The organism is Flavobacterium cheonhonense, assembly GCF_035671315.1.
GTDB classification, from domain to species: domain Bacteria; phylum Bacteroidota; class Bacteroidia; order Flavobacteriales; family Flavobacteriaceae; genus Flavobacterium; species Flavobacterium cheonhonense.
Window position 1 is genome coordinate 319,186 of the sequence record NZ_JAXAVY010000002.1, and the last position, 20,364, is coordinate 339,549.

General features: G+C 37.0%; 14 protein-coding genes. 5 read left to right on the forward strand and 9 right to left on the reverse strand.

Annotation, left to right across the window (positions count from 1 at the left end; translation table 11 throughout):
* The first annotated feature begins 1 nt into the window (after window position 1).
* The 4 genes from SK086_RS07430 to SK086_RS07445 all read left to right on the forward strand — a co-directional run bounded on the left by SK086_RS07430 (window position 2) and on the right by SK086_RS07445 (window position 3,287).
* On the forward strand, window positions 2-229 hold the full coding sequence (locus SK086_RS07430; RefSeq protein ID WP_324690703.1) for a DUF6095 family protein: 228 nt from the start codon (window positions 2-4) through the stop codon (window positions 227-229).
* A gap of 54 nt (window positions 230-283) precedes the next feature.
* A complete protein-coding gene (locus SK086_RS07435) occupies window positions 284-655 on the forward strand; it encodes a DNA topoisomerase IV (protein WP_324690704.1) in 372 nt (123 codons plus the stop codon).
* 34 nt (window positions 656-689) lie between these two features.
* The gene (locus tag SK086_RS07440) at window positions 690-1,463 is read left to right on the forward strand and encodes a TerC family protein (RefSeq protein ID WP_324690705.1); all 774 of its coding nucleotides are present in this window, start codon (window positions 690-692) and stop codon (window positions 1,461-1,463) included.
* A 180-nt stretch (window positions 1,464-1,643) separates the two neighbouring features.
* Window positions 1,644-3,287 (forward strand): PAS domain-containing protein, encoded by a 1,644-nt coding sequence (locus tag SK086_RS07445; RefSeq protein ID WP_324690706.1) that lies wholly within the window; start codon window positions 1,644-1,646, stop codon window positions 3,285-3,287.
* A 130-nt stretch (window positions 3,288-3,417) separates the two neighbouring features.
* Here SK086_RS07445 and SK086_RS07450 read toward each other — a convergent pair whose 3' ends face one another.
* From SK086_RS07450 to SK086_RS07490, 9 genes are all read right to left on the reverse strand, one after another.
* Window positions 3,418-6,114, reverse strand: coding sequence for a DNA gyrase/topoisomerase IV subunit A (locus SK086_RS07450; protein WP_324690707.1), 2,697 nt, complete (start codon window positions 6,112-6,114; stop codon window positions 3,418-3,420).
* Between the two features lie 12 nt (window positions 6,115-6,126).
* Window positions 6,127-6,306, reverse strand: coding sequence for a hypothetical protein (locus SK086_RS07455; RefSeq protein WP_324690708.1), 180 nt, complete (start codon window positions 6,304-6,306; stop codon window positions 6,127-6,129).
* A gap of 22 nt (window positions 6,307-6,328) precedes the next feature.
* Window positions 6,329-8,182, reverse strand: a complete 1,854-nt coding sequence (locus tag SK086_RS07460; protein ID WP_324690709.1) for a DNA topoisomerase IV subunit B — start codon at window positions 8,180-8,182, stop codon at window positions 6,329-6,331.
* A 187-nt stretch (window positions 8,183-8,369) separates the two neighbouring features.
* Window positions 8,370-8,756, reverse strand: coding sequence for a response regulator (locus tag SK086_RS07465; RefSeq protein ID WP_324690710.1), 387 nt, complete (start codon window positions 8,754-8,756; stop codon window positions 8,370-8,372).
* 2 nt (window positions 8,757-8,758) lie between these two features.
* A complete protein-coding gene (locus SK086_RS07470; protein WP_324690711.1) occupies window positions 8,759-12,361 on the reverse strand; it encodes a PAS domain S-box protein in 3,603 nt (1,200 codons plus the stop codon).
* 223 nt (window positions 12,362-12,584) lie between these two features.
* Complete coding sequence (locus SK086_RS07475) at window positions 12,585-14,108, reverse strand: ATP-binding protein (protein ID WP_324690712.1); 1,524 nt, start codon at window positions 14,106-14,108, stop codon at window positions 12,585-12,587.
* Window positions 14,109-14,113: 5 nt separating this feature from the next.
* Entirely contained in the window at window positions 14,114-15,256 is a 1,143-nt protein-coding gene (locus SK086_RS07480; protein WP_324690713.1) for an FIST signal transduction protein, read from the reverse strand.
* A gap of 111 nt (window positions 15,257-15,367) precedes the next feature.
* Window positions 15,368-16,462: a redox-regulated ATPase YchF gene (ychF, locus tag SK086_RS07485; protein ID WP_324690715.1), complete on the reverse strand. Its 1,095-nt coding sequence runs from the start codon at window positions 16,460-16,462 to the stop codon at window positions 15,368-15,370.
* Window positions 16,463-16,529: 67 nt separating this feature from the next.
* The gene (locus SK086_RS07490) at window positions 16,530-17,696 is read right to left on the reverse strand and encodes a hypothetical protein (protein ID WP_324690716.1); all 1,167 of its coding nucleotides are present in this window, start codon (window positions 17,694-17,696) and stop codon (window positions 16,530-16,532) included.
* A gap of 154 nt (window positions 17,697-17,850) precedes the next feature.
* On the opposite strand from SK086_RS07490, the gene SK086_RS07495 reads away from it, so the two are divergent.
* On the forward strand, window positions 17,851-20,343 hold the full coding sequence (locus SK086_RS07495) for a TonB-dependent receptor plug domain-containing protein (RefSeq protein ID WP_324690717.1): 2,493 nt from the start codon (window positions 17,851-17,853) through the stop codon (window positions 20,341-20,343).
* Window positions 20,344-20,364: the final 21 nt, after the last annotated feature.

Here is a 20,364-nt window from a genome sequence, read left to right on the forward strand (position 1 = left end):
TATGGCCATCAATAAAACCCTGTTAGACAAAGGAATTAAATACTTGCTTTACGCACTGCCTTTAATGTTTATCGGACCGAGTGTAATGTATAATGCTTTCATCAACAAACAAAATGTTTGGCATTGGTTGGTTTTAGCTGTAGGTATAACACTTTCCGGTTTTGCTGTTTATTTTATGTTTAAAGGAGTCAAAGCCATAACCGATGCTTTGTTTGAAGATAAACCTTAACAAAATAATTGGCGTATTGAATTATAGCCGATCTATCATTTATATCATTAAAAAATGAAAAATATAACATTATTTTTAGTTGCTTTATGCTTAGTTTCATGCTCTCAAAAAGAGCGCAAATGCACCGATTTTAAAACTGGTACTTTCGAGTTTGTGCAAGAAATTAACGGAAAGAAATTCACTTCTACCTTTACCCGTACCGAAACGCTTCAAATTGAAACCTTTAACGGAAAAACCGATACGGCTTCGGTTCGTTGGGTAAACGATTGTGAGTTTGTGTTACAAAAATTGCATCCCAAAACCATGAATGAGCGCAAAGCAATTAGCATGACCATATTGTCTACAGAAGGAAACACTTATACTTTTGACTATTCCTTTGTAGGCGATGCTAAAAAACAACGCGGTACTGTAACTAAAATCAATTAATCCCGTACAACCGATAAAATTTAATTTATAATCCATGGAAGTATTTTTAAATCCCGATGCTTGGGTAGCGCTTTTAACCTTAACCTTTTTAGAAATTGTATTAGGTATAGACAACATCATTTTTATCTCTATCGTTACCGGAAAATTACCGGTAGAAAATCGAAAAAAAGCCACACAAATTGGTTTGTTCTTAGCCATGTTTATGCGTATTGGGTTGTTGTTTGGCATCACCTTATTAATCGCAATGAAAGAACCACTATTTAGTATCGATTTCGGTTGGTTTAGTGCTAACTTTACCGGACAAGCTTTAATTTTATTGTTGGGAGGAATCTTCCTGATTTACAAGAGCACCAAAGAAATTCACGAAAAAGTAGATCACAAAGGCGAAGAAGAAAAAGACTTAAAAACTTCGGCTGCCAAGTCTTTTGGGAATGTGATTGTGCAAATTCTTTTAATTGATTTGATATTTTCAATTGATAGTATTTTAACCGCTGTAGGAATGACCAACGGTGTTGAAGGTGCTTTGTATATTATGATTACTGCTGTGGTAATCTCTGTTGGCGTGATGATGTTGTTTGCTGTACCGGTAGGTAACTTTGTCAATGCTAATCCATCGATACAAGTACTAGGTTTGGCATTTTTAATCTTGATTGGATTTATGTTAATAACCGAAAGTATGCACTTGTCGGAAGCACAATTAGCCGGACAACATGTTGGTGTTGTGCCTAAAGGTTATTTGTATTTTGCTATTGCTTTCTCTTTGGCAGTGGAATTCATCAATATGAAGATGCGCAAGAAGAAATCTTAAAGCGCATAATTCTCAACAAAAAACTCTCCAAATGCGGGGAGTTTTTTTATTGCAAATAATTGGTAATAAGCAAGCTGTGATTTAAATCCCTATACATGACGATTATCATATTTATGCTCGATGCTTTACAATACCTTTGTCTCAGTTATAGAGGTATGGCTAATTGTAAATCGGGGGCTTATGGAAAAAAAAATTACTTTCTTAAAAAGATTTTCATCTTTTAAAATTGTTCTAATCTACGCTGTGGTTAGTGCGGTGTATATTTTCACGTCAGATTATTTTTTGGAACTTTTCATTCATGATTCGGGTTTGATTTCTAAACTTCAAACTGTAAAAGGCTTGCTATTCATTGTAATTACTTCGGTCTTGTTGCATGTTTTGATGACTATGAATATCAATAAATTATCCAATTATTATAGACAAATTATTGATTTTAAATTAGTTTCAGAGGAAAAATCAAAGCTGTCAAAACAAGAGTATATCGACCTTTTTAATCATAGTCCGGTTCCTATGTGGATTTTTGATGCAGATACATTAAAGTTCTTATTAGTGAATGAAGCAGCTAGCAACCATTACGGATTTTCCCAGGAAGATTATCATTCGATGACCATAAAAAACATTCGCCCAAAAGAAGATTTGGCAATGTTTGAAGAATTTCTCTCCTATTCTTTGCTAACAGACAGTTCGTTATCGACCACATTACGACATCAGAAAAAAAATGGTGATATTATTAATGTGAAAATTAAAACTACTTGGGTGAATTTTGAGGGTAGAAAAGCTCGACTAGCTTCGGCTGTTGATATTACAAACGAAATGAATACCCAAAAAACCTTACTTGAAACCAATACACGCTTAAAAATGGCTTGTGAAATTGCTAGTATGGGTTATTGGACTAATGATTTGAATACTTCGGAAATCATTTGGTCTGATGAAATGTACAAAATCTTTGAAACCAATCCTGAAACTTTTGCATTGACTATGGATAATATTAAGAGTCGATTTCATCCTGAAGAACGGCATAAGTTAAATACAGCTACCTTTTCAAATTTCGAAATCAATGAAATCGTCGAAAGTGAACAAAGAATCATTACCGAATCCGGTAAAATAAAATGGATTTTAGAAAGAATTCATCTTATAAGAGATGATAACAATTTGCCGATAAGATTAGAAGGTATTGCTGTTGATATTACTAACAGAAAACTTCATGAACAAGAAATTTTTGAAAGTAATGAACGGTTCAAAATATTAGCCAAAGCCACTGTTGAAGCTATAATTGATTGGGATCTTATCAACGACACTATTTTTTACGGAGAAGGATTTAATACCATGTTTGGCTATGAAACGGGCGTGGCCAACAAAAACTTATGGCTCAAAAATATTCATCCCGATGATAGTAAAAGAGTAAAAAGGGATTTGAGGAAAGCCACGAAAAACGCCCAAAAAGAGTTTTTTAATGCCGAATATCGTTTTGTAAAAGCCAATGGCGATATGGCTTACATCCAACATAAGGGAATCTTTATTCGTAACAATGATGGTGAAGTTGCCCGAATTATAGGCGCAATGGTTGACCTAACCGAATCACTCGAAAATATGAATACCATTGAGCAACAAAACAAAACTTTAAAAGACATTTCTTGGACACAATCGCATGTGGTTCGTGCACCACTGGCCAACCTCTTAGGCTTAATCAATTTACTGAAAGACAATAAAAAAATGGGGTATACCGATGACAGATTGATAGATTACATAGGCGAATCGGCGACTAAACTGGATCATATCATCCACGAAATTGTTAAAAAGTCAAGTCTAAAAGACTTAAATTGAGTTTATCCTTTTTGCACATCTCAAAGTATAACACCTATTAAATCAAACACAATAATCAAAAAAATCTCGCTCTTTCGGGCGAGATTTTTTATTTACTTTAAAACAATTAAAAGTTATATAGTAAGTTCCATTATTCTAAACTCAACGTTATTTGACCGTCATCATCGGTTTCAGTTTGGATGTCTTCGGTTAGGTTGCTTTCACCGCTGACTTCCATTTCTTCCGGCTCAACTTCTTCCGGTTCTTCAAACGGTAAAGGTTCGAGTAAGCTAATTTGTTTTAATTTGTCTGCTGTCAATTGGTTACCAAGTGCTTTAATCCCTTTAACGGCTATAAACTGTTCCAAGTCGACTGTAATCGTATCTTTTTGAACACCTCTTACTTTGGCAAAAACCACTTCAGCTACAGGACGCCAATCGGTTGATACAATCTCCAATTGCGATTTTTCGTGTTCGGTAATGAAAATCTCTTCTTTGTTTTCGTTTTCCACCAAAAAGCGTTTGATGAAATAACGCTCTTTTTCGCCATCATAATAAATGGCTGAAATTGGTTTCTTCGGATACCACTTTTCCAGTACAATCATGCCTTCCTCGAAATGCGTGGTCAATTCCGGAATAATCGTTTTCAGTTTACCGTTTTGGTTGATAATCAACAAGCGATCGTTCGGACGGAATTCGCCTAACAATTCGCCTCTACCATCTACATTCAAGCGTTGCACGGTATCGTCGAACCAAACTTTACGCGGACGCAAAGTAGAAATGCCTTTTTCCTTTAACTCTATTTTCTTAATCGGATATTTAGTCACCGTATTTCCGCGCGAAGCTCTACCTTTAATAGCAATTTCGGAAAAATCAACATCCCATTTCAGTTTCTTAACACTGCCTATTTGACGGAGTAAAATAGTAACTGTTTCCGCTTCTCCATTAGGATTGGCTGAAAAATATAAGACTTGACTACCGGCTTTTTCTTGTGTTAAATCGTAAAATTTATCACGAGTAATTCCGGATACGTTGAATCGTTTGATAAAAGCGGAACCGTTTTTACCATCGCGATAAATCATATTGTAAATCGTGCGTTTGTCGTTTTTGTCGAATACGGCAATGTGAATAATATCTTTGCCAACAAACTTCTTTTCGTCAACTTTAGAGACCATCATTTTACCATCTCGTAAAAATACAATTACATCATCGATATCAGAACAATCGGCTACGTATTCGTCTTTTTTCAATCCGGTTCCAAAGAAACCTTCTTCCTTATTGACGTATAGTTTAGTATTTCTCAAAACCACTTTGGTGGCTTCAATAGTATCAAAACTCCTCAACTCGGTCAAACGTTCTCTGCCTTTACCGAATTTGTCTTTCAAATTTTGGAAGTAAGCAATGGAGAAGTCGATAATGTTGTCCAAATGGTGTTTCACTTGCTCCATTTCAGCTTCCAATTTAGCAATGGCGTCATCGGCTTTGTCTGAGTCGAAACGCGTGATACGAATCATCGGAATCTGCGTCAGTTTTTGTAAATCGTCGTCGTTAATCTCACGCACAAAGGATTTGGCAAACGGTTTGAAACGGTCGTACATATAAACGTTAAGCGATTCCCTGTCGGAATACAACTTAAAGTCGATGTACATCTCTTCTCGAATAAAGATTTTTTCCAAAGTCGAAAAATGCCATTTGTTTTCCAACTCATCCAACTGGATTTCCAATTCGCGTTTAAGCAAGTCAACCGTTCTGTGTGTGGAAATTTTCAACATATCCGAAACCCCGATAAAACGCGGTTTGTGGTTTTCAATCACACATCCTAAAGGTGCTACCGACGTTTCACAAGCCGTAAACGCATACAAAGCATCGATGGTTTTATCCGGGGAAACACCAGGCGGTAAGTGAATTACAATTTCCACTTCGGCAGCAGTGTTGTCCTCTATTTTTTTGATTTTGATTTTCCCTTTTTCATTGGCTTTCAGTATACTGTCAATGAGTGTTGAAGTATTAGTTGAAAACGGAATTTGGGTAATCACCAAAGTTTGTTTGTCGAGTTGGCTGATTTTAGCACGTACTCGAACGCGACCGCCACGCATACCGTCATTGTAATTCGACACATCGGCTATTCCGGCTGTCGGGAAATCGGGATACAGGGTAAACGGTTTGTTTTTTAAGACTTTAATCGAGCAATCGATGAGTTCAATAAAGTTATGCGGCAATACTTTTGTCGATAAACCAACAGCGATTCCTTCAGCGCCTTGGGCTAACAATAGCGGAAACTTCACAGGAAGGTTGATCGGTTCTGCCCTACGGCCGTCATAAGAAACACCCCAAGTGGTAATTTTAGGCGAATAGAGAATTTCGTGTCCGAGTTTAGAAATGCGCGCTTCAATGTAACGCGAAGCCGCAGCACCGTCTCCGGTTAGGATATTTCCCCAGTTTCCTTGCATGTCGATGAGCAAGTCCTTCTGCCCTATTTGCACTATGGCGTCGCCTATGCTCGCGTCACCGTGCGGATGGTATTGCATCGTATGCCCAACAATGTTGGCCACTTTGTTGTAACGACCGTCATCCAACTCTTTCATCGAGTGCATGATACGGCGTTGTACCGGTTTAAAACCGTCTTCTATGGCGGGAACGGCGCGTTCCAAAATTACATAAGAAGCGTAATCGAGAAACCAATCCTTGTACATACCGGTTACTTTGGTAATAGTGTCTTCGGGATTCTCATCGTTTTCATAAAAATGACTGCCGGTGGAAGGGCGAATGACATCGTCAAAACCTTCGTCATTGTTTTCATTTCCTGAAGCGTTATTTAACTCGTCGTTGTTTTCGTCTTCGTCTTTCATTTACTAGGTATGTTAGAAGCTGAATTTTTCTCTACAGATATGCTTGCTTTCCTGAACCACATTTCCGCTGGCGTCTTTGGTTATTGTAGTTTCTGTAGAACATTCTTTATGATCGTTTGAATAGCGAATAAAAAATAACCCTACAATGGTAAAAACAATTACAATGCTAACGGAATAAATACTTTTTTTCATAATTAAACTTATTACTGTCGCCTTATTCTTCCACCACATCCAATTCCACTTTCAAGTTGTTGATGATGAAATCTTGTCGGTCAGGCGTGTTTTTGCCCATATAAAACTCGAGTAAGGTTTCGATAGACGTTGCTTTGTCTAACATTACCGGATCTAAACGGATGTCTTGTCCAATAAAATGCTTGAACTCGTCCGGTGAAATTTCTCCCAATCCTTTGAATCGGGTGATTTCCGGTTTGGGTTTGAGTTTTTCGATAGCGTTTATACGTTCTTGTTCGGAATAGCAATAGATGGTTTCCTTTTTGTTACGCACACGGAATAATGGTGTTTGCAAAATGTATAAGTGTCCGTCTTTGATTAGCTCCGGGAAAAACTGCAAAAAGAATGTGATTAACAACAAGCGAATGTGCATACCATCGACATCGGCATCGGTAGCGATTACAATGTTGTTGTAACGCAAATCGCCCATGTCTTCTTCGATGTCTAAAGCCGCTTGTAATAAGTTGAACTCTTCGTTTTCGTAGACAATTTTTTTGGTCATGCCATACGAGTTTAACGGTTTACCGCGCAAACTGAAAACCGCTTGGGTATTCACATCGCGTGATTTGGTAATCGAACCCGAAGCCGAATCTCCCTCAGTAATAAACAAAGTGCTTTCTAAGCTTCTCGGATTCTTAGCATCAGTTAAATGCACGCGACAATCGCGGAGTTTTTTGTTGTGTAAACTCGCTTTTTTTGCACGCTCTTTGGCCAATTTACGGATTCCCGATAATTCTTTACGCTCGCGTTCGGCTTGGAGAATTTTGCGTAGAAGTAAATCGGCTGTCTCCGGATTTTTATGTAAAAAGTTGTCTAATTTAGTTTTGATAAAATCGTTGACAAACGTTCGCACCGACGGACCATTCGGACCAATCTCAGTAGAACCCAACTTGGTTTTGGTTTGCGATTCGAATACCGGCTCTTCTACTTTAACCGAAATAGCGGAAACGATGGATTTACGTATATCGGAAGCTTCAAAATTCTTGTTGTAAAACTCTTTAATCGTTTTAACAATAGCTTCTCGGAAAGCCCCTAAATGCGTTCCGCCTTGCGTGGTATTTTGACCGTTTACGAACGAATGGTATTCTTCGGAATATTGTGATTTACTGTGTGTGATAGCCACTTCAATATCGTCACCCAACAAATGGATGATTGGATATTGCATGTCTTCTTCAACGATGGTTTCTTCTAATAAATCTTTTAAACCATTATCAGAATAATACTTTTCGCCGTTGTAATAAATGGTTAATCCCGTGTTGAGATAACAATAGTTTTTGAGCATGCGAACCACATACTCGTTACGGTATTTGTAGTTTTTAAAGATGGCATCATCAGCCACAAAGGCCACTTTGGTTCCTTTGCGTTTGGTAGTTTCTTGTACGTCTTCTTCTGAAGTTAAATTACCGGCTGAAAATTCGGCAGCTTTCAATTGGTTGTCTCGCACCGATTCGACACGGAAATAATTGGATAAAGCGTTTACTGCTTTGGTTCCGACACCATTCAAACCAACGGATTTTTTGAAGGCTTTAGAGTCGTATTTTCCACCGGTGTTCATTTTGGAAACGACATCAACCACTTTCCCGAGCGGAATACCACGACCGTAATCACGTACGGTAACCATTTTGTCTTTGATGGTCACTTCAATGACTTTACCGGCGCCCATAACGAATTCGTCGATACAGTTGTCGATTACTTCTTTGAGTAAGATGTAAATTCCGTCATCGGGTGAAGAACCGTCGCCGAGCTTTCCGATGTACATTCCGGGACGCATTCGGATGTGTTCTTTCCAATCGAGGGAACGGATATTGTCTTCGGTATATTGATTTTGTTCGGCCATTTTAAAAATAACGATTTTCCGCTAATATAGTGGAATTCGGCTGATTTTTAAAAGGATTTTCGTCAAAGTTATTAAGAATGATATTGACAAAAAATAAGTAGAAAATGGGTTGAATTATTATGAAAGCAAAACACTTTTTTTCGATTTTACAGGCGTTACTTTGAGAGTTAGAATGACGCTTAAAAATCTAATCGATATCTTTCAGCATATCAATTTTTAAAGGTTTATTAAAGTAGTTTTTAACGAACGGATATTGCATCGAACGTTCTACATCATGCTTGTTTACAGAAGAACTCAACATAGCTATAAGACATTGTTGTTGGCTGATTTTGGGAAAATGAATTGCTTCGTTTAAAAATCCGAAACCATCCATTAAAGGCATAGCAATATCTAAGAAAATGAAATCAGGAAAATTTTCAAAATCATCTTTCAATGCATCGAGGTATTCCAGGGCTTCGATGGCGGAAGTCATGGTTGTGATTTTATCTGCCACTGCCGCTTTGGTGAGGACATGATGGGTGATAAAATTGTCAATATCATTATCATCAATCAGCATAATGTGTCTTTTTTTCATAGCTATTGTGTTGAAAGTGAATTGATCATGTTTGGAATTTCAATATCAAAAGTAGTCCCTTGATTTTCCTCAGAGGTTACTTTGATAGAACCTTTTAACTTTTGAAGTGTTTCTTTTACAATATACAAACCTAATCCGGAGCCATTTGACAAAACGGTTGCTCGGTAAAACATATCGAAAATCTTGTCCAATTCGGATGCCGGTATACCAACGCCATTATCTTCTATTTTAATGTTGATGTTTTCTGAATCGCCAGCCAAGGTAAACTTGAGGAATGATTTTTCTTTGGTAACATCACAATATTTGTAAGCGTTAGACATGATATTATTGAGTATGACTGTGAGTCTTTTGGCATCGGTTGCGACTTGAGTTTTCATGTCATCTTGCACAATCAGTTCAATCGTTTTATTCGCATTTGAATATGCAAAATTAGCATGTATCTCCTGAATCAGATTCTTAAAATCGATTGCTTCGTACTCTAATTCCAATCGAGCATTACGGGAATAATTGAGAATGTCTTCTATAAAATTATCCAATTTGGTTACGCTGCGATTTAGCATTTGAAAGCGATGAATCAAAACGTCTTTTTCACATTCATCAGCCTCATTCAATTCATTTTCTGTGATGTCTATTAATCCGAGCATCGATTTTAACGGCGCTCTCAAATCGTGCGAGGCACTGTAAACAAAACGATCTAACTCGGAGTTGGCTTTTTGCAATTCTTGATTGTAATGGATTAAATCATTTTCAAATTTTTTACGATCGGAGATATCACGCATAATTTTTGACGCTCCGATTATACGTCCCGAATAATCTTTAATAGGTGAAATAGTCAAGGAAACATAGATGACTTCTTCATTTTTTTTCATGCGCTGCGTCTCGTAATGGTCAACTGAATTTCCTATTTTAATTTGACTCAAAATTCTTTCCTCTTCGCCTTTGAGCATTTTCGGAATCAACATAGAAATATGATTACCGATAGTTTCTTCCGGATTGTATTGCAGCAACTTTTCGGCGCCTTTATTCCAAGATGTGATAATGCCGTCCAAAGATTCACTGAGAATAGCATCATCAGAAGTATTGACAATGGAAGCCATAAAGGCTTGCTGTTCTTCTAATTGTTTTCTATCTGTAATATCACGGTAATTGATGATTATGGATTGGATGTTATTGTTGTCTAATAAATTAATTGCGGTACCTTCAACCCAAATGATATTGCCCAACTTATCAATGATGCGAAACTGATTGTTAATCGGTTCATTGGGCGAGTTTAGAACAATCTCTAAAAATTCTTTCGCTATGTCATAATCTTCCGGATATACAAATTCGGCTATTTCCCTAGATTCAACTTCTTCAAAACTATATTTAGAAATTTTTTCGGCAGTTGGACTATGAAAAGTAATTTTTAATTTTTCATTAATCAATATGATAGCATCACTTATGTTTTCAGTAAGTGCTCGGTATTTTTCCTCACTACGTATAATTTGTTCTTCTACTTTTTTTCGTTCGGTGATATCAGTAGCAAAGATTAAAATATGGGTTACGATTCCGTTAGTTTGAAGCGGAACCATTCGGGAACGTGCATAGCGACCATAAGTGAGTAAATTTTCTATCTCTTGTTTTTCACCGGTTTTAAAACAAATATCTAAAGTGTCCTTTACAAGCGTTCTTGCTTCTTCAGGCAAGATACTGATACAATCAAGTCCGACTAAATCATCTTTTGATCTGCCATCAGGTGTTCCTCGATTAATGGCTTCTATTTTATAAAACTTGTTGATGTATAAAATAGTATCCGGAGAATTTTCGAATTGGTTTTTGAATCGCTCTGTGGCTCTTTTACGCTCGGTAATAATTTCGGTAAAGATGATAATACCACCAATTTCATTAGAAGCTTTGTACCATGGATGTACTTCCCATTTCAGCCATTCTACTTTGCCGTCATCTGTAATAAAGAAATCTTCTTCACTTTTTTCAATAGCACCTAACATACAACGTTGATGCACTTCCCGCCATTCTTTACTTACATTAGGAAAAATGTCGTAATGTATTTGATTGTTAACATCTTTTCCTATCAAATTGTAATCTAACTTCCATTGCTTACTGGTGGCTATATACCGCATTTCTTTATCAAACATAGCCAGAGCAACAGGACTGTTTTCAATAAAAAGATTCAATTGTGCTTCCCTCTCGATGAGTTTGTTTTCGGCGGTTACTTTTTCTGTCACATCGTTTGCCAGTGATAGAATTGCTTTACGGTCATTGTAAAGAATCTTATGAGAAGCTATTTCCATAAGCATTTCTTCACCGTTCTTTTTAAAATGACGCCAATACCTTTTGGCTATGGGTTGATCGCTGTGAAGCATAAATTGCGCGAATTCTTTGATTTTATCGTATTCTTCTTTCGGACGATAATCCAAAACAGTCATTGTCTTCCATTCTTCCGGACTGTAGCCGTATTTTTGAAGAACTGTGTCATTGATTTCTAAGATTTTAAGCGTTTCTAAATCCCAAATAATGATGAAGGCCGGGCTATTATTAAACAGATAACGGTATTTGGCTTCGGATTCTTTAATCAGCATTTCATTTTTTTTGCGTTCGCTGATATCTCGAACTATAGAGAAAAAACCTTTATCCTCCATGATGCGTTTAGTGATTTCGACCTCAATCAAACTCCCGTCTTTTCGCATCATTTTTCGATTGATAATGGCAATTTTGTTCTTTTTGACATTTGTAATGTTGTCACGGTGATTGTTAAAATCATTAGGAGCAATTAATTTGGAAGTTGAAAGACCTATAAGTTCGCTTCTTTGATAGCCGAAAAGCTTACAAGCTAATTCATTTACATCAACAATCTCGGTTTTTTCATTGAGAATTAAAATGGCTTCGCCGGCATATTCAATGAGATTGCGGTAGTTCTCTTCGGTTAAGTGTAATTTGGTACGACCTAAATTAAAGTTTTTAATAATTCTGGAATTTTTTCTGATTATATAATAAGAAAATGGCAAAGTCAGCACCAGAACAATAAATAAAGTTGAATAAAAAATTTTGAGATGTCCTTTGTAAACTTCTATGTTGGACAGATAGTTTTTTTGACCGATTTTTACTTGTAAATCCAGTAGGACGCTCACTTTTGCTTCAAGTACTTTCAAATCCTTGAGCAAATTATTCACATGCAATTGACTTAATTTAGTTTTATCGGTTTGGATCTGAGCTAATTCTAAATCGGTTATGGCTAATGATATTTTTTGTAAAAGTGGTTTTACCTGATTTATGATTTCAATTTCTTCAGCGGTTAGATCCGTTTTCAAATAGTTAGCCCAATTCAAATTAATCTTGTCGTGAGCAGCTTTAATTTTGGTAAAAGGTTCACTAAGAATTATTTGATTTTCTTTGGCTTGATGAAAGGTAGCACTAATTAAAGAGGCATTATAACGTACATCACTCAATTGATCCATGGGAATCAATTGGTTGTTGTAAAGTTCTTTGGATTTATTGTTTATTACCTTAATTTCTGTTATAGTGTAAAACCCTATACCGATAATCAAACAAGACAAAACAAAAATAAGCGAGGTAAGTTCTAAGGATGCTTTTATCTTATTTACCATAAACAGCTATCTTAACTACGGTTAGGTGAAAATGCATAATTTGCATTACGCTCAAATTTAAGAAAATTTTAGGAAAATTACATTAAATAATCAAAGATGTTTTTTTTTAAACCATAATCGGTTTCATCCCAAATTAAGTTAAGAATCCTGGTGTTATGTAGTTCGTTATATTTGCTGGCAAATATTGAAAAAAAGCCTACTTGTAAATAAACCAAAAATCATATTAAACCGAAGTTTTGAAGTGTTTTCTTAACTTCAAATTGAGTTCTTTAGGATTAAATGGTTTTAAGATGTATTCGTTAATTCCGATAAGCATGGCTTTTTCTAAATAGCCGTATGATGCTGAGGCAGTTAAAGCAATAATCGGAACGCTGATATCACGGAAACGAATATTGATGGTCGCTTCATAACCATCCATAACCGGCATGGCTAAGTCCATTAAAATGATATCGTATTTGCCGGACTCGTACATTTGTGTGGCGATTAAACCATTTAAGGCAACTTCCACATGAACGTTCCATTGCGAGAGTATTTTTTCGGCTACTTTTACATTGATTAGATTATCTTCTACCAAAAGAACACGCAAACCATCTAAGTTTTCCTCTATGTAGTCATGGTAAAGCATATCATTATTTACAGTACTATTATCAGATAAATAAGGCACACTCAATACAAAGCTGAAATTTGATCCTTTCCCTACTTCGCTTTCCAATTCGATATCGGAATCCAAGAGTTTTAGTAGCTTTTTTGAAATCACTAAACCTAATCCGGTGCCGCCAAATTTTCGGGTAGTTGTATTCTCGGCTTGTTCAAATTTTTCAAAGATTTGCTGGAACTTTTCAATGGCTATGCCAATACCGCTGTCGATGACTTCAATTTTAAATTTAGAATGATATTGGTCTTGTTCCAGTTGCGTGACTCTGACTTTGATAGTACCTTCTCGAGTGAATTTAATACCATTTGAAATCAAATTGGTTAGGATTTGCCCAATTCGCAATGGATCGCTGACAATATTGCCTTTAAAATTTTTATCTATTTCAATTTCGATGGTGTCATTATTTTCTTCAGCTTTGATGTGAAGCGACTTGACAATTTGTTGGATTAATTCCGGCAAATCGAACGGAATATTTTCGAGCTCTACTTTACCCGCTTCAATCTTACTGAAATCAAGAATATTGTTGATTAGAAGATATAGATTTTGTGCCGAATACTTTAATACTTCAATGTTTTCCTGGAAACTCGACAACGTATTTTCTTTTTCCATGATGTAAATCAGACCGATGATGGCATTGAGCGGTGTTCGGATTTCATGACTCATCACTGATAGAAAATCTGATTTGGCTTCATTCGCCTTTTCTGCATTGGATTTGGCCAAATACAACTGACGCTGGAATTCCTTTTTTAAGTCGATTTCCTGATTTAAAACATTGAGCAGTTCAATAAGGTTACCATCTGCACCAACTTTTACTTTTTTGTCATTGAGTTGGTTAATCGCATAGACTAATTTTTGATGGATTTCTTCTTTCTTAACTAATTCAGCCTTTAATTTTTGATTGATTTCCGAATACTCAATATCGTTTAAACGAGTCGACTGCTCCACCAATTCGGCATCTTTCTCATAATTCTGATAAGACAGATTGACGACTTCAATAAACTTTTGAAGCTCCGGATGGTCAGCCACTAAGTTTTCCGGCAAATATTTGCTGATTTGTCTCTGAAGCTGTCTGTGAATCGTAGTTTTATCCATGATCATCAAGATTCGTAAAGTGTTGTTATCGTCATGGTTTGATTGTGTAATTCACAAGCCACATTGTTGAGTGTCGGAGAAATTTCACCGTAAGAATAAAAGCCACAAACCAATAAATTCGGACCAAAAACTTCTTTTACAGCCTCGATTTCTTCTTCTATTCGATTGCCTAATACTATTTTCCGACCAACACAACTAACCAATAGTGCCAACTGCGGGTTTTGTTGTTGTTGTTCTTTAATTTCATGAGCAGCTTGGTAAGACGCATCAACCAATTTATCAAAGTTGCCTTTCATCAATCGAACTTTGGAACCTACAGGTATATTCCCGGCAAATGTCATGGATTTACTTTTTTCATCTATTGAAAGTATGGTTCTGACAACAGGTTTTGAATGACTATTTTCCTTCATCGATAGCGGAAAATACAAAGAAGAACCCGGCAATTCATCGGCATACTTACCCAAATATTCTTTATAAAGGTCTAAGGCGAAACGGTCGCCAATTTTATACAACACATTTTTCTCGGATTGGGTCACTTCACGTTCCGGTCCGAAATCGCTCCAGCCGCCTTCTGAAGCAAAACCAAAATGAATGTGTTCACCGTAAAAGCCGATTACTACAATTTTACCTTGAGAGGCATCTGCATTGAGTCCGACTATGGTTTTTTCAAAATGATACTCGTCGCCTGCTAAACCGCCGAAAATCGGAACAGCATTGTTGGTTTGCCGAATCAACTCGGTAATCAATTCCGTTCCGTTAACAAAACTACCTTCAGAAATAACCAAAATTGATTTCAAATCATCTGAAAACAATTCAGATTTAATGGTATTGCCTAAAGATAGAATATCACTGTTTAGTTCAATATCGGCTTGAGCGGTTTTGATGGCTGTTTTTTCAAATGACAAGCCAGTGACTACCAAACTATTTTCTACCAATCCGCAATTGGCCATTTGTCCGGATGTGGAACAAATAACAATCGTACTGTTGGGATATCGCTTTTTTAAAAACGAATAAGGTTGGTTATTTTCTAAAAAAGTTCTTTCGCCAAAAGCCAAGACCAAATTTGCCTCACTTTCTTGAAATCCATCCGAAGTAAAGAGCAAGCTTGCTTCACCTTCGGGATTTAAAGTTAATTGTTGAAGTTTCATAGTATACTGATTTTGGGCTAGTTAAAATAAAGTCTTTTTTTTGTAAATAACAAAAAAAAAGCTACTAAAATTACTTAGTAGCTTTGTTTATATAAGTTATAGCGTAAGATGCTACACGTTAAATCGGAAATGCATTACATCTCCATCTTTAACCACGTACTCTTTTCCTTCTACTCTCAATTTTCCAGCTTCTTTAACTTTGGCCTCCGATCCATAATTTGCAAAGTCTTCGTAAGCGATAACTTCAGCACGGATAAATCCTTTTTCAAAATCGGTGTGAATTACTCCGGCAGCTTTAGGCGCGGTATCTCCAATGTTGATAGTCCAAGCACGAACTTCTTTAACACCGGCAGTAAAATAGGTTTGTAATTTTAATAACTTATAAGCAGCGCGAATCAATACAGAACTTCCCGGCTCAGTCAACCCTAAGTCCTCCAAAAACATTTGACGTTCTTCATAAGTCTCTAACTCGGTGATATCGGCTTCAGTACCAACAGCTAATACGATTACTTCTGCATTTTCATCTTTTACCAATTCACGCACTTGGTCAACGTAAGCATTTCCGGTAGCAGCGGCTTCTTCATTTACATTGCAAACGTACAATACGGGTTTGGTGGTAATTAATTGAAAATCTTCCATTAAAGCTTCTTCCTCGTGGTTTTGAGGTACAACAGTTCTGGCTGATTTGGCTTGTAAAAGAGCTTCTCTAATTCGGTCTAACAAGGCTTTTTCTGTTTGTGCTTCTTTGTTACCGGTTTTGGCAGCGCGGTTGACTTTTTCCAAGCGCTTTTCAACTGTTTCTAAGTCTTTTAATTGCAACTCTATGTCAATAGTTTCTTTATCGCGAATCGGATTTACATTACCGTCAACGTGAACGATATTATCGTTATCAAAACAACGCAATACGTGGATAATGGCGTTACACTCTCTGATGTTGGCCAAGAATTGATTTCCTAAACCTTCTCCTTTACTGGCGCCTTTCACCAACCCGGCGATATCAACAATATCAACGGTGGCCATTTGTACGCGCTCCGGTTTAACCAATTCTTCTAGTTTGTTGATTCTCGGATCAGGAACATTTACCACTCCAATATTGGGTTCAATGGTACAAAACGGAAAGTTTGCACTTTGTGCTTTCGCATTAGACAAACAATTAAATAAAGTTGATTTCCCTACGTTTGGTAATCCTACAATTCCTGCTTTCATGAATGAAGTATTTTAAAAGTGCGCAAATATAGCGCAATAAAACCAAGTAACAAAGTACAAACTAAGCTCAAGGTTTTCGATCCTGCAAGTCATTAATGATGGTTTGCTCTTCATCCGTAGTACTCAACCCGGAAATATCCCAATAAGGAGACAGAATGACATTTTTCTTATTGTACAATGTTTTATCTTTAAAGACTTCACTTTCTTTATAACTGTAATTTTGATTGCTGAAATTGGTGGTTACAAAATAATTTCTGACTTCAATATCAGTGGTTTTATTTTTTTCAACTCGCTCAAAACCAATTTCTTCTTTAGAACTGACTAAATAATAATTTTCACCTTCCAAACGGTAAATCGCTTTGAAAGTCGACTTATAAATATTCTTGGAACCAACCGCTTTTTTCTCTTTTACATTGGATAATGTTGTTGGCGATACTGTGGTATTGATTTCAATGATGATTTTCTTCTTCCAATCATAAATAATCTTGAAATCATCCCGCAATGATTTTGTATTATCGATTGGCGTAACAATCATGATGTTGAAATCTTGATTGGCTGAATACGATTTAATAACGTAGTCGTATTTCTTTTTCCCGCCAATATCTGTAATGGGATCTATGTATTTGAAATTATAGTAATTCTCCATGATATCGTTGAGATTGTATCCCAAAACATCACTGTTAATTTGATCATAAACCAGACCGAAAGCCCTGTTTTGCTCAACTAGAATATTGCTTTTAAAGTTTTTATCTTTTCCAAACAATTGAAAATTCATCAATCCGTCGTTGTAATAGGTGTAATTCCCATCCATTTTAAAAAACTCTCTCGTATAGACTTTCAAGCGCGCCGGAACGGTTAACTTTTTTATAGAATTATCCACCAAATTCTTCAATATCTTTTGCGGATGTTGTTTGGTCACAATAATTTCATCCAAATCATTTACTGTACTTTTTAAGTAAATAACATTGTCTGTTTTGAGCAAGGCTGATGACCGTACAGTCACTTTAGCATAGGAAGAATGGGTAACCTGAATGTTAGACGAACCATTTAGAACGAAAGTCACTTTACCTTCGCTGTTGCTCAACAATGATTGCTTGGTTTTTAAAACGAAAACGGTAGCGTCTTCAACCGGTAAATTGGTATCGGCGTCTTTGAGTATTATTGCTATCTCGACGTTTTGTGCCGAAACTGTCCAACCAAAAATCAGCAAAAAAAGAAGGTAGTAATGTTTCATTCTCAGATTGGGTTTGAGCAAATTTAATCAAAATTATTATATTTTATAAAAACCTTTATTTGTTAGTTAATTTGTTAAAATAGTTTTAATAAAAATGTTAAAAGAGCAACTTAAAAACTGTAAATTGCAGCTATTAACCTCTAACCAAACTCTTATGAAAAAAATTACCCTTTTATTATTCTCACTGCAATTTGGGTATTTGGCGGCGCAAGACAAACCTAGTGCATCGTCAAACGACTCAACCAAAGTGAATCAACTCCAAGAAATTAAAATTGTAGGTTCACGAAATTCCAAAAGAACGGTAGTGAATTCGGCGGTTCCCATTGACATCATCGATGTTAAAAGTGTAACTACGCAAAGTGGTAAGTTGGAAATCAATGAATTGCTACAATATGCGGCACCTTCGTTTAATGCCAACAAACAATCAGGTTCTGATGGCGCAGACCACGTGGATCCTGCTACGCTGCGTGGAATGGGACCGGATCAAACGTTGGTGTTAATCAATGGCAAAAGAAGACACCAATCGTCTTTGATTAACTTGTTCGGAACTCGTGGTCGCGGTAATACCGGAACCGATTTGAACGCTATACCAGCCAGTGCCATCAAAAGAATCGAAATCTTGCGCGACGGGGCAGCGGCTCAGTATGGTTCTGATGCGATAGCCGGAGTTATCAATATTGTTTTGAATGACAACGTAGACGAATTGACCGGAACCATAAGTTACGGGGCATACAGTACCAAAGCTGACGGCAATTTCCCGGCAGGCACACCTAACACCGGAGACAACTTTTTAGACACCAATGCCGATGGCAATAAGTTAGCCGACGGCAGAAGTTTTGACGGGAATTCCATCAAAGTAACCACCAATTACGGAACTAAAATTGGTGATAACGGAGGGTTTGCGAACTTTACCGCCGAATACATTAACAAAGACAAAACCTTGCGTCCGGGTTTTGATTTCAGAAGAGGTTTTGGAGAAGCGGCTATCGAAGGCTTTAACTTCTTCGTCAATGCAGCTATACCGGTTTCCGACAAGGCTAAATTCTACGCTTTTGGTGGAAGAAATTTCAGAAACACTGATGCTTATGCGTTTACCAGAAACAATCCTTCACCGAGAATTGTTACCGATATTTATCCTAATGGATTTACGCCAAGAATTACTTCCTTAATTGTTGATAATTCGATTTCTGCCGGATTCAGAACCAAAACTGCCGGCGGTTGGAATGTGGATATCAGCAATACTTTCGGTAAAAACAGCTTCCATTATTTCATCAAAGGTACTTTGAATGCTTCATTGGAGGAAGCTTCGCCTACCGAGTTTGATGCGGGTGGCCATACGTTGAGTCAGAATACGGTAAATTTGGATTTATCTAAAAACTACGACAGCATTTTAAACGGTTTTAACTTGGCCTTTGGTGCCGAATACCGCACGGAACAATTCACCATATTTGCCGGTGAAGAAGGTTCGTATGCCACGTATGATGTAAACGGTCAACCTATCACTGATCCGCTTAACCAAACCATCCCAACCGATCCGAATACCGGCGATCCAAGACCGGGCGGTTCACAAGGATTTCCCGGATACAGTCCGGATAATGTCGTAAACAGAAGTCGTTCCAATGTTTCTTTGTATGCCGATGGCGAGTTGGATGTGAGCGATAATTTTATGGTATCTTCTGCTTTACGCTTTGAAAACTACAGCGACTTCGGAAGTACTTTAAACGGAAAAATTGCAGCTCGACTAAAAACAGGCGGTAATGTTAACTTTAGAGGTTCTATCAGTTCAGGCTTTAGAGCACCTTCTTTGGCGCAGATTTACTATAACTTAAGATTTACTAACTTCTCCTCCACCGGTGCTTCAGAGATATTATTATCTCCTAATAACAGTCCGGTTACCCAAGCTTTCGGTATTGGCAAGCTTAATGAAGAAAAAGCCATCAACGGCTCTTTGGGTTTTACTGCTAGTTACGGAGATTTCACCGCAACAATTGACGGTTATATGGTGAATGTAAAAGACAGAATTGTATTGACCGGCTATTTCGATGCTTCGGCTTTGAACATTGGCGTAGATCAAGCCCAGTTCTTTGTGAATGGCGTTGATACCAAAACAACAGGATTGGATGTGGTAATTGCTTGGAAGAAAAAAATCGGCGATAATTCTTTTGGTGCTACTTTAGTTGGTAACATTAACAATATGAAAGTAGACGCGGTAAATAATGGCACTTTAGACGAACAGACTTTTTTCGGTGAAAGAGAAAAAGCTTTCCTTTTAGCTTCTGCACCGGACAACAAATTCAGCTTGAATTTGAATTATGCTCGCAAATGGTTTGACGCCGGTTTGGCATTTACCCGTTTCAGTGAAGTAAAATTGTTGGATTACCAAATGTATGAAGACGTAGCCGATTACGGTTCGTTCGCCAACCAAATCAAAGCGGCTACCGATACTTATGGTGTGAAAATTGTAACCGATTTGACTTTGGGATTCAATTTATCTAAAAACACCAAATTGATTGTGGGAAGCAACAATTTATTCAATGTATACCCTGATCAACAAGACGACTGGGTAGAAGCCGGTGGCTATTGGGATGCGGTACAAATGGGATTCGGAGGTGCCTTTTATTACGCTCGTATGAATTTCAGATTCTAAAAACCAAAAAAAAATCCTGAG

Bases quoted from the DNA above. Each gene is read 5' to 3' on its own strand.
- SK086_RS07450 (WP_324690707.1), bottom strand. From the start codon at position 6,114: ATGAAAGACGAAGACGAAAACAACGACGAGTTAAATAACGCTTCAGGA.
- SK086_RS07465 (WP_324690710.1), bottom strand. From the start codon at position 8,756: ATGAAAAAAAGACACATTATGCTGATTGATGATAATGATATTGACAAT.
- SK086_RS07495 (WP_324690717.1), top strand. From the start codon at position 17,851: ATGAAAAAAATTACCCTTTTATTATTCTCACTGCAATTTGGGTATTTG.
- SK086_RS07480 (WP_324690713.1), bottom strand. From the start codon at position 15,256: ATGAAACTTCAACAATTAACTTTAAATCCCGAAGGTGAAGCAAGCTTG.
- SK086_RS07445 (WP_324690706.1), top strand. From the start codon at position 1,644: ATGGAAAAAAAAATTACTTTCTTAAAAAGATTTTCATCTTTTAAAATT.
- ychF (WP_324690715.1), bottom strand. From the start codon at position 16,462: ATGAAAGCAGGAATTGTAGGATTACCAAACGTAGGGAAATCAACTTTA.
- SK086_RS07460 (WP_324690709.1), bottom strand. From the start codon at position 8,182: ATGGCCGAACAAAATCAATATACCGAAGACAATATCCGTTCCCTCGAT.
- SK086_RS07475 (WP_324690712.1), bottom strand. From the start codon at position 14,108: ATGGATAAAACTACGATTCACAGACAGCTTCAGAGACAAATCAGCAAA.
- SK086_RS07490 (WP_324690716.1), bottom strand. From the start codon at position 17,696: ATGAAACATTACTACCTTCTTTTTTTGCTGATTTTTGGTTGGACAGTT.
- SK086_RS07435 (WP_324690704.1), top strand. From the start codon at position 284: ATGAAAAATATAACATTATTTTTAGTTGCTTTATGCTTAGTTTCATGC.
- SK086_RS07440 (WP_324690705.1), top strand. From the start codon at position 690: ATGGAAGTATTTTTAAATCCCGATGCTTGGGTAGCGCTTTTAACCTTA.
- SK086_RS07470 (WP_324690711.1), bottom strand. From the start codon at position 12,361: ATGGTAAATAAGATAAAAGCATCCTTAGAACTTACCTCGCTTATTTTT.
- SK086_RS07430 (WP_324690703.1), top strand. From the start codon at position 2: ATGGCCATCAATAAAACCCTGTTAGACAAAGGAATTAAATACTTGCTT.
- SK086_RS07455 (WP_324690708.1), bottom strand. From the start codon at position 6,306: ATGAAAAAAAGTATTTATTCCGTTAGCATTGTAATTGTTTTTACCATT.